Here is a 13,034-nt window from a genome sequence, read left to right on the forward strand (position 1 = left end):
CAGGGTACCCCCTAATATAAGCTGACACACCTGTATCCCCCTCCCGGAAGATTTCTTCGTTTCTTCCAACGTTGTCACTTTATTAAAACATTCTAGATCTCTACCTAAAACCCTTTAATAAAAGAAAACAGGGGCCTCCATCCTTCAATAACAGCTTCAATGCAAAGAAAAGCTCGCATCTGAACCAGATGCGAGCTTTTCCTATAAGAGTGACTCTTTTAATTAAGTGAAGTTATTTCACCATTACTTTTACTTACAGAGTACAAACCTATATTTTCTTTAGATTGGGATTCACCTTCTCCAACTAAGCTATATGCTTTCATAATATATTTATCTTCTTCTTGTTCTTTTTCTTCTAAGTGAACCTCAAAACCGTTAGAGGCTTGATTTTCCTTTTCCTCTTGCAAGTATCTAAACAATTTCTCTGCAGCCAACTTTTCAGTCATATTTTCGTTGGAATTATTGTCTTCACTAGTAGTCTCCTCAACATTATCTTGCATTTTAATGTATATTGTTTCATCACTGTTGATGTTAAATACCACCAACGAATAAATACCAGCGAATAGAATTATGGCTATAAATACAAACCTTTTCATGAGTTATTACCCTCCCATTTTAATTTAGCTTTATTAAAGATAACGTAAATACGTCCTACATATAAAATATTCTTTTCAGATATATAGAAAAATTTCATGTCATTATACAGCAACAAAGCCTTTGTATTAAAAATTTTGTTTTATTTCACCAATAATGGATACGTATTCCTTATTCATTATAGGTGGATATCTTATATTTAAACAATAAGGAGATTATATCGAATAATTTGTATTTTTTTCAAATAAGAGAACATTTTCCGTCTGTGACATTGAAGAAATGAATCTCAATCGACTTTAGTGACATGGAGAGTCTCATCACGACGAAATTGAAGTTGGGCCATTGTAATTACATTTATGGGGGCCTTAAACTAACGGAGGCAGTCATTAATAGCCTTATCCATTACTCACTTTATTGTGCCTATAGGTGAGAGTTTCAGATACCATGAGACTTTGTGGCGTCAATAAAATTTAGGTAGTAAATTTATACCAGAAATTTATTCTATTTAATAAAATTTTTGGGTGAAAAGTGGTAATTTTCCAAAAGGTGTATAAAAAATCTACTAATATATGTTAGTTTACTGGATGGGTTTTTTAAAAAAGAAAAAGGAGAGGTTTTATGTTAAAAAAATTCATGTATTTAAGTTTCTTGGTTGCGGTTTCCTTTGCGGCAATTATGCCAATTAACACTGTCTCAGCAGCTAACTTGTCATCGGAAACTGTGGTTACCACAGACAATGTTCATCAGGTCTTAGAATATTTGAATGTTGATGCTAGTAATTATAACGATGCAGAAATAGAAAAAAAGGTAGAATCAACTCCAGAAGTTACAGTTGGTGAAATTGAAGAGGCTGTAACAAATATGCAACAAGCACCTGAAGAGGTAAATGTTGAATTCTCTTCTACAAGTTCATCTGATGATTTAAGTGTCAATAAACTTGATGGCAATAACCTTGTGATGCAAGCCACGTCAGAGGCAACAGGTACAAAAACGGTAAGTCGAACAACATTGCAGGGTAATTCATACAGAGTCACTTATAATCAAACTGCTTCATATTCTTCAACTCCAGCTCGTGAGGCATGGGAGCAAGCATACGGATCAAGCGCTTCAGTATCTGATTCTCTTGTAGATGGCGTTAATTACTCAATAACTTCAGAAAGTTATTCTGCGAAAGTAGAGAATCCAGGTTACTCATACTCTAATTTAAATCAAAAGGCTGACATAGTAGTTACAGGATATCTTTTTGGAGTAAAAGTAGGTGACACACCTATATACGCAGACTTGAATTGGGATACAGGTTACATACTGCCATATTAATGGATGCAACCCTATTAGATTTCCATTTGAAACCTAAGCCATATATTAGAGTAATCCTCTAATATAAAAACAGATAAAACACCCTCTGAGTCGTATATACAATTATCGACTCAGAGGGTGTTTTTCTTTTGATAAGAAAAGATATTACCCTGAAGAAATAAAAAGAGTTCGTTTGAAACCCTCCCCAAACCTGAAAATAAATGTTTATTATTCCAGTATCCACCTAATATTAGCTGATACCCCTGCATCCTCATGTAAGAATATTTCTTCGTTTCTTCCAACGTTGTTTAATGTTCGAATACATTTGGGTGCCCCTCCAATTGAGTAGAAGCACCCTTAGTTCATTAAAATAGGTATGCTATTTAACTTTAGCCTTCAACTTCTTAACGTAGGAGATTGAGATGCCTAATTTTTTTGCTATATCTCTGTTTTTCATCTCTGGACTAGAGTTTAAAATACTCAACAGTTCTTTTAGTCTCATCTGCGTTTTTTCATTCTCCAAATCAAGATATTCTTTACGATCTAACACTCCATTATCTCGTCGCTTTTTCTTTTGGTACTCCTTATTTCTCCTTTTCTTTTCATTAGTATCAATAATAGTTTTTAAATGATATTGCTCTTCCCCCGTAATTCCAAGCCAGGAGATTAATTTTTTATTGGTTATATTGTAGCCAGCCCCAGGGTATCCTTTTTCTTGCGCAATTCGATTAGCTTCTTTATTACTACGTGCTTCCCAAGCTTTTTCGGCACTCTTAGTTGCCCTTTCTACTTCATGGCAAGGTAAAGGCTCAGTGAATTCTAAATTAAACGTAATGGTATCGTTTAAAGCTTTTGTAGGATCCTTAGTAAAACAGCATGACCAGTAGCGATACAAAAAACAAAGTATCTCTCTATACCCTGTAACTTCGTAATTTCTTAAATTCACAAGAGTAACCACATCTTTTAATCGAGCACCATGAAGCGTATATGTATTAAAAAGCTGAGCGACTTTATTTTTACGCCCCCTTTTCTTTTTCTTAGGTGGCTTTATTTCGGGCTCTAATTCTGGTAAATAATCAAACTGTAGTTGCCTTAATTCGTACCGGTAATCATGACGAAATTGAGCATGAACCTCTGCACCATTCTTCGAATTAATAGATCCAGCAATTCTAAACACCCTTGCTGCGTCTGTAGCCTTTGGGTCTCCCCCTAATCCTTCTAGCTCTTTTAAAAGGTAATCTTGAACTGCTTGCCATAAGGGTAGAGCCATAGAAGGAACAGGCTCAATAAGCCAAATTAGAACCACACCTCTACCACTAAATATGATTATATTTGGCTCCGGTACAGTTTTCTTATAAAATTCATGTTCCAAATTCGCCAACACCCACGATGGCTGATAATTTAATATATAGAAATCCAAATCAATGTACAGTGATCGAAGTTGTCTAATGTTTTCTATCTTGCGAGCTGGTTTAAAGAATGTATTTTGGCTAAAATACACATCTTCTCCTAAAGACTTAGTCAATTCATCTGCTAGATCCTGAGGTTTATAATGCCATTGTTTAAATCCAGAATCTTTACCTTTGCTAGCAACTGTAATCCATCCATCAGAATCTCGATGTTGAAACCAAGCATGGTATTTTGCTTGATCCAAAGCACTACTTTCCATAAAAAATTCTCCTTCCATAGTGGAAGGGACCATAATCTCATGGTATAATAACGACATAATTGAATGAGAAAAGGGTAAACGTGTCCCCGGATACGGTCCCGTTCTAGTATGAGAAGCTCCCACGCCGGCCAAAGCAGAGGGAGTTTTTCTCGTTTATACGACTAATTCTACCATTTTATCCCCCATCCTGCTACGTTTGACCAATTTTTAATAGAATCATAGTGGTCCCTTCTACTAAGATGCTTCTCCTTTTATTTCAGTACCATCTCTTATCCCATATCTTTATCCATGTGCTTAGACACTTGAATCAACCAACCATCATACCTATTGCTATAGGTACAAGACTCATAAGAATACCCCTCTTGCACTTGCGGCATGATAACGTCTTTGATGTAATTAAGAACATAGTGGATCTCTATGTTCCTTGCAATCTCCTCTACTACAAACACAAAATAGTGACGTTTCTTGCTATGTCCCTGGCGTATGCAATTTTTTACTGTAATCATGTATATCCCCCTTTTAATCTTTCAAATAAATAGATGCTAAATCCCATCGGTCTTTCCCATGTCCTATTTCACTATGGACCTGATCTATACAATTTTTAACTTGGCCGTATAGCTCTTTATCATGGCCTGTATTGATGCCATACCAGGCATTCCTGCCTTGCTCTTTGTTGTACATGATTCTTGCGATCATTTTAGGTCCCTCCCTTCCGATCCCTCTTTGGACAAAAAGCTCTTCCAAACGTTCGCGTGAGTAAGCATGGCGAAATCCGTGAGTACCTCTTCCATTTTGAGAAATAGAGGCCTTCCTGCAAGCTTCATTTACAGCTCTTCGCACCGTATCCGTACTCACGGTTACGAGTCGATCTTCAGGTCCTTTATTCTTTAACATCTGCTGCAGCTGTCGCTCAAAATGCTTTGGTATAGGTGTTTTTCTAAATCTGCCTCCTTTCGTCACTCCTTTTCCGTTTTTTATATTTAGCTGCCATCCTTCCCCATTGCGCGAAGGCTCAAAATGCTCTTTTTTCACATTACACGCCTCTCGCACTCGTAGCCCTAAGTTCCTCATCAAATCTACAGCTCGTCGCGAGTTTTCAGGAACGTTCTCCCGGATCAACTTATATTCTTCTACTGTATAGGACCTGTTTTTCGGTGGTTCAAGCTCCCTCCAGTCTGTTATTCGCTTATTTGGGACCCAAACCACCTGTTCACGTCCAAATCGGCTTGAACGTACGTTCATTGCTTTCTGCAAGTGTCTTAGAGACGTTTCTACATTACGTTGGTGGCCAATTGATCTCTTTTCTTTCTTGAGGTGATCCAAATAGGATCTGTAATGATCCTCTTTCAACTGGTAAAGCTTTGTTACGCCTTGCTGTTTAACCCACTTCACAAAGTTCTGGCAATCTGACATGGTGTTATCTTTTTGTTTTATAGAATGAATACCGTGAGAATCATTGATTCTTGCTGTTCTTTTGCTAAGGCCAATCTGATCGATTTCTTTTAAAGCTGATTTCACCTGGTGAACGATGCTTGATTTGCCACGTTTCCCCAAAAAATTCCTCCCAAAAATTCGGCTCGCTCGCTTCGCTCGCTCGCAACGCCACCTTATGTCAGTACGCTTTTGCAAGCGTACTGACATAAGGTGGGCGTTGCTCTTGGCCTTTTTTATATGCTGTTTTCAAAGTGCAGCATTCAAACCTCCGCTCTACATTTTAAGAGGCGAGCCTATTATTGAGCCTCTGTATTCTGAATCTGTTCTGTTCACTATCCATCTATATCAAAGCAAGCTTTTCTTTACCGGCCTTGCTGGAATACCGGTCCAACCTACCAATCGATCTGTCACATAATAAGAAGGCTATACAGCCCCAAATCCAATTGGTATCACATAGTAAGAAGTTGATGATGTTCATCTACAACGAATGCAGATTCGTTCTTTATATCCGACCTATCACAAAGCATGTCACATAGTAAGAAGGTGTTTTACACCCCATGATTTGCAATATCACACAGTAGGAAGTCGGATTAAAACAAGCGCCATGGATTTTATAGAGTCTTACCTCTAGACTGATGACCTGCCTCACACGCTAAGCAAAACAGCTGTCATCAATGCAACAAAAAAAGGGAACCCATTCTTACGCTCAATAGCGTTTCGATGGATTCCCTCTTGTCATAATGTTCTTACCTAATAAAAGCAGGTTAATCGCTTAAGGCGTTCTGCTGGCAAAAACATCATAACTTATTGTTCATTACTTTCTTCCTGATGTGTTTAGCACATCTCAGTGATTATTTTGCATGCCACAGCCTCTACATAGATAGCTTTAATACTGTTTATCCTCCAATAAGAGGATTTTTTGACATACAAAAAAGGTGACCTATCGCAGCAAGCCGATTGTTACTGAAAGTAGACAGACTACTCCCCTACATAGACTTGGTCCATAGACCACCTTTAATTAATAAAAGCTACCCGCTGACCTTTAAAAGGTCGCAATCAAAATAAAAAAGAATAGATAACATGCTATTACTTTACCACATCATATTTGTTCATTCCAATTCGGTTGCATATAAATCAAGATAAGTTTTAAGTTTCTTAGAACAATAGAATATAAATAGCAATCACCTGGACATACTGTTGAAAAAGGGTGTGTCTTAAATGAACAAAAAAACTAATAAACAATTTATAGATGAATTAAAAGAGGTATGGGGAGATGATTTCATTCCTCTTGAAACGTATCAAGGGCACAATAAAAAGATTAGTGTACTACACAAAAAGTGTGGGAGGATACTGGCGAAATCTCCAAGGGATCTGCTCACCTATAAATATGACTGCAGGAGCTGTAAAGCTAGAGAAAATCGGGAAAAAGCTCGAATAGCAGCTTCATACAACTTTCAAAAAAGAGTTTCAGAACTAGAAGGAAATGAATATTCAATAGAGAGCCCTTATATATCAGCTAAAGACCCTATTAAGCTATTTCATAAGAGGTGTGGCCGTGTAATTGAAACTACACCGGATTCTTTTCTTCAGCCGACTAGAGGCAAAGTTATAGGAAGATGTCGTTATTGTTCTGATAAATGGAAAAGAAATACGAATGACTTTATTAATGAAGTGAACTTTCTATATGGATCAGAATTTGAAGTATTGGATGAGTATAAAGGGAGACATGAAAATATAGTTATTAAACATCACGTTTGCGGAAACATATTCCCTGTCCGTCCAAGGCATTTTTTAGATCAAAAATCTTATTGTAAATACTGCAACAAGAAAGTATCTAAAACCAACGAAATGTTTAAAACAGAAGTTAAAGAACTAGTAGGGACTCTGTATACATTTTTGGATGAATATGTAGATGCAAAAACCTTAATAAGAGTACAACACTCCACTTGTAAAGAAGTATATCTAGTTACTCCAGACAACTTTTTGAGGAACCGTCGCTGCCCTACATGTCATAGCAACTCACAAGATTCAAAAGGTCAAAGATTAATTCGCGATTTTCTTAAATTCAATAACATTCCTTTTATTGAAGAATACAAAGACTCTGATTGTAAAAATCAGAGACCCTTACGCTTTGATTTTGCTGTGTTTGATACTCAGAATAAACGTAATTTACTAATGCTTATAGAATTTGATGGTGAACAACACTTCAAACCAGTTGATTACTTTGGCGGAGACGAGGCATACATGTCTCAAGTGGAGAATGATTCAATAAAAGATAATTTTGCCAAAAGGACAAAAATACCTTTACTTAGAATCCCTTATTTCTCAATTGGAAATATTGTAGATATTTTAAAAACACATTTAAACCATCACGGGATAGATATAAGCGCGTAATAGTAAAGATAAGATCTTGAAAACTATCACCACGCCTCTTGTTTTCTGATAAAAATAGCAGCCAAATACTTTCTCAAGATTTGAGTTCTTCTATTAAGATGATCTTCAACAGAAGGATGGAATTTAAAGCCATTTAAAGGCCTTCTGAGATTGTTTTCCGGACTCGGCAGCCTTACCATTAATCAAACTCCAACACACGCACACACCCCCTCGAAAGCATTTTAACAACTTGTTAAGGTAATGAGCATTTAAAAAATATGGATGACATAGAGCCCCTTTTGAATCCCCTTATACTTTGTATAAGGGGATTCAAAAGGGGCTCTATTACTTCATATTGAAAAAAAAGTGTATATTTGAAAGGGATCACTATATTTTTTCACGAAAAAATTATTTGGAAACATAAAAAATCCTTAACTTCATTGATATATAGGGATTTTACATACTATTAGGAGGAATTATTTTGGCAAAGAATAAAAATTTAACTATATATCTTATGAACCAAAATAAAACCAATTTCAAAAAGTATTTAAGAGAAGAGTATCAAGATAAAATACAAACTCACTACATTAACAAAAGACAAATGTCTTCAATCGTAGAAAAAGGGATTATTTTCGTTTATGAAGATAAACTTCCTATGCCAGAATGGGTTGATTACTTAAACACCTTATCTTCTAAGAAAAGCCTAAAAATTGCACCTAAGAAAACTCATAAGGCAATTGTTTTCCTTACAATAAAGGGACAAAGTAAGAAAACTTTCGCTCTTACCTTTGGTCACGGATCCTCCTTATTGGATTCCGAATTTATTGTTCATGACTTTGGCTTATCCATATCCAAAAGTTTATTAGATATAAATGAAATAAACTCAATTGACAGTACATCAATTGATCGAAAGATATTTAACACCAAAAAGCAATCTTCTACTTTTTTGATTCGAGAAAAGTTACTGGAGTATGGTTCACAAAATATAGTGAAAAACGTTCACGGAGTATATAGAGATTTTGAAGATAAATTCTCTATAGGAGGAAATGAGAGTCTTAATTTTAAAGGGAAGATTGATCTTATATCAGACTTAAATGAATGGTTATCTACCTTTGCATCCCTCTATGATGCTGGAGAAAACAACTTAGGTATTGATGATGATTTGACAGTGGTGAGTGATGAAATAAAAGAGATTCTGGATAAAAGACTAACCAAGAAAATTCTAACTATAATTAGCACAGCTAATATTACAAAGAGGCAAATATCTCCTCTGAAAATATTCCCTAATGAGACATTTGAACTTTCTAACTTCTATGGTTTCTTCATTGAGGGCCTAGGGTATAAAAGTGGAACATCTTTTGATTTTAATATAGATGAACTAAGTTTTTTTCAAAGGTTAAAGAGACAGCTAAGCTCACAACAAAAAACACATGTCGGTGTTTTAAAAAAGTTAAAGAGTAATCATATTTCTAAAAAAGTTGATGAAGAAGGATCATTGGAAAAAGTTTGTACAATTTACAAAGCAATTAATTATGAAATCACTTATAATTCAAATAAATACATATTAGTTGCGGGAAACTGGTTTGAAATAGATAAAGAATTCTACAGTAAGTTACAAAAAGATATAGATAAAATTAATAAACCAACAGAAAGCGAGAGTATTAGGTTTATAACCTTTGACAGTGATAAACACTTCAAAATGGTTTCAAGTGGTACTAAAAAACAACTTTCTGAAGGTGCATACAACGAAGATTTAGCGTTCCAAAATCGTGTACTTATGTTAGACCGGGCGAATTATATGCCTGATTCCCAGACCGTTAAACAATATGGTCTAACTTCAACTCCTATTGAACTTTGTGATGTTCTGTACTTTAACAAACATAAAATTCAATTTATTCATGTCAAAAGACATTCAGGCGCTGCTGGTACGAGTCACTTATTAACCCAAGCATTGGTTTCAGCGCACGCATTCATTAACGATCACGAAAAGGTAGTACAGCACATAAACGAGAAAATAGATGCTTTCAATCATTCTAGTGAAGAATATGGAATATTAAAAAATATATCTAAATCACAAAGCAAAGAAATTATCTTAGCGATCATAGATAAGGACGCAGATAAACAAAAATCAAATAGCAACATGTTATCCATTTTGGAAATGGTATCTTTAAGAGAAAACGTAAAACAACTGGAATATCTAGGATTTAAAGTTTACCTGCAATTTATTCCTTCAAATGAGTAATAGCATCACAACTACTACGTGTGAAAAAGCCCTCACTTTAATTAAAGTGAGGGCTTTCTTGATATAGGGAATCTAAATGATCCCGGGATCATTTAGATAATGATGTTACAAGACTTTAACTTCAAAATTAAAGTGCAAATTCTTCTAGAGCTTGATCCATCATATCATCATTAATCCCTATATAACGTAACGTGATGGATGGGCTGGAATGACCAAAGATCTGCTGCAACATCGCCACGTCTTTTGTCTTCTGATAAAAGTGATACCCGAAGGTTTTTCTCAGGGTATGAGTCCCAATAGGTCCCGGAACCCCGCATTCCTCTGCAGCCCTGTTAATAATCCGCCAGGCACTGGTGCGGTTAATGGGTCCACCTTTACGGGATGGAAACAAATAATCTGAATCTGCCAGACCCTTCGTGTACTTTTCAATCTCCTGACGTAACGCTGCGGTCATCCGGACCTTTCGTATGTTCCGCGTTTTTTTCTCCCGGATCCTCAGATGATCCGTTTCCCGCACATCCATCACCCGCAAGGGTAAGATGTCACTGATACGGAGTCCCGAATTAATGCCAAACGCAAACAAAAAATAATCCCGATAACTTTTATGTAAAAGATACTCCTTCATGTCTCGAATCAGTTCCGGATCCCGGATCGGTTCGACACTTTGCTGGCCTAGGCGTTCTTTCTCCACGTCGCAAACCTCCAATATGTTTTATTAAACGAAACAGTTTATTCATTATGTTTCATTATAACATAATTTCCTCCTCTTCCATAACAAAAACCCCTTGGGGCCCAAGGGGTTTACGGATATACAGGATAGATAACGAACGCAACATAATAACCATTATGTTGCGTTCGTGAGAGGGGTTTTACCAACCTTTATACCTAAGAGATAAATATTTTACTTACACACTTGGATCCATCTAAAATAAAGAAAGCAGAGCTTAGCTCTGCTTTAGCGTAAAACTACGTTTTTATGATTATTCTGCTGATTACTCTGTTGGTTTTCTTGAGTATCTTTCAGTATTGCTGAGGCATTTGGTCGTTTAAAATTTGGTGTTCCGGGACGCATATTGTATCCATATTTGTGAGCTAGTTCAATTACTTTATCAACTTGTGGCCTGTTCATACTGGTCCCTCCTACTTTATTTATTATTATACACTATGTCACTTTCATTTAAAAAGGAATTAAATTCCTCTTTAATCTCATTTAAGGACTGCTTTACTTCATCTGAATTAGACCACAAATCAGGAGATACTGTTATCAAAAACAAGTAATTTTTTCCTCGGTTTGATTTTTTTATGCTAGCTATGTAATGACGTCCAGATTTTGCATCTCCATCCCCACTATAACGAAAGAAGTAGTCTAAGTGGTCCTCAAAAAATTCATACTTCACTATAGCTCTAGCAATTCCAGTCTTCCGCATGCGAATTAACCTTTGTTCTAATTGAGGATTAGACAAAAGATGATCATCTGTAAAAGCCGCATCAATTCTTTTTTCAATTAAATCACCCATTAATTGCATCAAAGATAATTTCAACGAAGTATCATCGTCATGAGTATGAAATGAATTTAGTTTTTTATTATAGCGGTTAAGAAGTTGAAAAGATTTACTTAACGATTCAAATGAGTTGTGGTCGTCGTTCATTTCTGCATTATTCAATTCTTTATAAACTTTTTTAACCTCTCTAATTTCACGCTTATTATAATCAAAATGATCCTGCACAATAGCATTCAACTTTTCATTAGCAGATACATTACCATCCACATAGTTCAACTGAATTCTGTGTTTATATGGTGAAGTACTTTTTACTATATATTCGTATAGTTGAACAGAGCAAACGTAGGGTTGATCTCTTACAAAAGCTTTCATAAAGCGTTGGTATTCTTTTTTTATATCATACTCCTTTAACTCTTTATAATATGAGAATAACCCTTTTGTTTCTTCTAATAACTTTTGGTTTAAATCTGCGATTTTTAGGTCTTTCCCATGCAACAGAGCCTCAACAAAAAGCAAGAATACATACCCTATTAACAATACAGGTAAAACTTGAAAGGTCTCATCTGCAATGTCACTGTTATAAATGCTTAGTCCTCCAATTAATACAGCTGCCAAAGCCAACAACACTTTTCTCCAAATCATAAATACCCCCCCTTAAATTCGTATATTTCTTATAGCATCACTATTATAAATTCAAACATAATTGCGCCGTGCATTCTCAACATCAAAATGCACGGCGCAACTACCAAGGTCACTACATTTACTTCTTACTTAAATACTCTTGCAAAGCTTCTTCTATCAAAATATAAATGTTCTTTTCCTCAAGTAAAGATTGCATTTTCAGTTGCTTATGCAAATCTGTTCTAAGGTCAAAAGAAACTCTTTTTCTTTCTATTTTCTCATCGTTGCTCTCAACAACGTTATTTTGTTCTAATTCTTCACTAATCGCTTGTGTAGGTGTAACTTGTTTTTGCTGCCTTTTACGGTTCTTGATTTCATCTATTTTGGACACGATCAATCAACTCCTTATAAAAATCTTTATATTGAATAATTGCCTGATTAAGCTCCTTATTTTCTTTAAAACCATACAATGACAATCTTCCTATAGGAGCTTTCCTTGTAATAATGGTATTAAATACTAAATCAGGGTAATCTTCTTCTATTATTTCATTAAATGCCTTCGCATCACTTCTTCGAACATCATTCATAGTTCTTAGAATACCTATAACTTCTGTTTCTGTATGAACAAATTCTCGAGCACCTTTAACTGAATCCATGAAGTTTGGTACAGCTGAATAGCACCAGTTAGAGCATTCATACATAACCACAACATATTCACTAGCACACAAGGCATTTGTTGTTTGCTCACTTAACGAAGGTGGCGTGTCAATCAAGATAAAATCGTATTCATCCCTTACTTGATCTAATAATTCATCTAAAGCTAAACTGGGATTCTTCTTAAAAGGAACATATTCACCGTTATATGTTTTACTTGTATATATCCAACGTGGGAAAGTCGCTAAAAAATTATTTGCTGGAAGAAGATCAATGCTGTCTGATACTTCATATATATACTTTTTTGCATCTCCTTGCTGCATTGCTTCTAAAACAGAAGAACCAACAAAATCATTTGATACATGTTCTGATAGCAATTCAGTTAAATTCCCTTGAGAATCCATATCGACTGCTAAAACTTTATAATCCTGACTCATTAAATAAGCTAGGATTCCTGTAGTTGTTGACTTACCACAACCACCCTTCTGAATCCCCATAGTAATTGTAATGGCCATATAAACACCTCCCGGAAGATTTCTTCGTTTCTTCCAACGTTGTCACTTTATTAAAACATTCTAGATCTCTACCTAAAACCCTTTAATAAAAGAAACCAGGGTACCCCCTAATATAAGCTGACACACCTGTATCC

12 protein-coding genes are annotated in these 13,034 nt (G+C 35.5%); 3 read left to right on the forward strand and 9 right to left on the reverse strand.

The features are described 5' to 3' along the window. Nucleotides 1–218: 218 nt before the first annotated feature. Entirely contained in the window at nt 219–596 is a 378-nt protein-coding gene (locus IEW76_RS20545) for a hypothetical protein (RefSeq protein WP_188656236.1), read from the reverse strand. Between the two features lie 616 nt (nt 597–1,212). Here IEW76_RS20545 and IEW76_RS20550 point away from each other — a divergent pair. Further along, the gene (locus IEW76_RS20550; protein ID WP_188656237.1) at nt 1,213–1,911 is read left to right on the forward strand and encodes a hypothetical protein; all 699 of its coding nucleotides are present in this window, start codon (nt 1,213–1,215) and stop codon (nt 1,909–1,911) included. A 358-nt stretch (nt 1,912–2,269) separates the two neighbouring features. Here IEW76_RS20550 and IEW76_RS20555 read toward each other — a convergent pair whose 3' ends face one another. The 3 genes from IEW76_RS20555 to IEW76_RS20565 all read right to left on the reverse strand — a co-directional run bounded on the left by IEW76_RS20555 (nt 2,270) and on the right by IEW76_RS20565 (nt 5,113). Then, nucleotides 2,270–3,559, reverse strand: coding sequence for a winged helix-turn-helix domain-containing protein (locus IEW76_RS20555; RefSeq protein WP_229721323.1), 1,290 nt, complete (start codon nt 3,557–3,559; stop codon nt 2,270–2,272). Nucleotides 3,560–3,828: 269 nt separating this feature from the next. After that, nucleotides 3,829–4,065, reverse strand: a complete 237-nt coding sequence (locus IEW76_RS20560; RefSeq protein WP_188656239.1) for a hypothetical protein — start codon at nt 4,063–4,065, stop codon at nt 3,829–3,831. Between the two features lie 13 nt (nt 4,066–4,078). Continuing rightward, nucleotides 4,079–5,113 (reverse strand): tyrosine-type recombinase/integrase, encoded by a 1,035-nt coding sequence (locus IEW76_RS20565; protein WP_188656240.1) that lies wholly within the window; start codon nt 5,111–5,113, stop codon nt 4,079–4,081. 1,098 nt (nt 5,114–6,211) lie between these two features. On the opposite strand from IEW76_RS20565, the gene IEW76_RS20570 reads away from it, so the two are divergent. Both IEW76_RS20570 and IEW76_RS20575 read left to right on the forward strand, forming a co-directional pair. Then, nucleotides 6,212–7,387, forward strand: a complete 1,176-nt coding sequence (locus IEW76_RS20570) for a hypothetical protein (protein ID WP_188656241.1) — start codon at nt 6,212–6,214, stop codon at nt 7,385–7,387. 460 nt (nt 7,388–7,847) lie between these two features. Then, nucleotides 7,848–9,608, forward strand: a complete 1,761-nt coding sequence (locus tag IEW76_RS20575; protein WP_188656242.1) for a DUF6119 family protein — start codon at nt 7,848–7,850, stop codon at nt 9,606–9,608. Nucleotides 9,609–9,735: 127 nt separating this feature from the next. Here IEW76_RS20575 and IEW76_RS20580 read toward each other — a convergent pair whose 3' ends face one another. From IEW76_RS20580 to IEW76_RS20600, 5 genes are all read right to left on the reverse strand, one after another. Then, nucleotides 9,736–10,233 (reverse strand): site-specific integrase, encoded by a 498-nt coding sequence (locus tag IEW76_RS20580; protein WP_188656247.1) that lies wholly within the window; start codon nt 10,231–10,233, stop codon nt 9,736–9,738. Nucleotides 10,234–10,563: 330 nt separating this feature from the next. Continuing rightward, nucleotides 10,564–10,737 carry a hypothetical protein gene (locus IEW76_RS20585; protein WP_188656243.1) on the reverse strand — a complete coding sequence of 58 codons (174 nt, stop codon included), beginning with the start codon at nt 10,735–10,737 and terminating at the stop codon, nt 10,564–10,566. 16 nt (nt 10,738–10,753) lie between these two features. Continuing rightward, the gene (locus tag IEW76_RS20590) at nt 10,754–11,752 is read right to left on the reverse strand and encodes a hypothetical protein (RefSeq protein WP_188656244.1); all 999 of its coding nucleotides are present in this window, start codon (nt 11,750–11,752) and stop codon (nt 10,754–10,756) included. A 118-nt stretch (nt 11,753–11,870) separates the two neighbouring features. Then, the gene (locus IEW76_RS20595; protein ID WP_188656245.1) at nt 11,871–12,122 is read right to left on the reverse strand and encodes a hypothetical protein; all 252 of its coding nucleotides are present in this window, start codon (nt 12,120–12,122) and stop codon (nt 11,871–11,873) included. Beyond that, nucleotides 12,106–12,900, reverse strand: coding sequence for a ParA family protein (locus tag IEW76_RS20600; protein ID WP_188656246.1), 795 nt, complete (start codon nt 12,898–12,900; stop codon nt 12,106–12,108). The genes IEW76_RS20595 and IEW76_RS20600 overlap by 17 nt, the downstream gene beginning before the upstream one ends. Nucleotides 12,901–13,034: the final 134 nt, after the last annotated feature.

This window comes from Pontibacillus salipaludis (assembly GCF_014642405.1).
Lineage (GTDB): Bacteria > Bacillota > Bacilli > Bacillales > BH030062 > Pontibacillus > Pontibacillus salipaludis.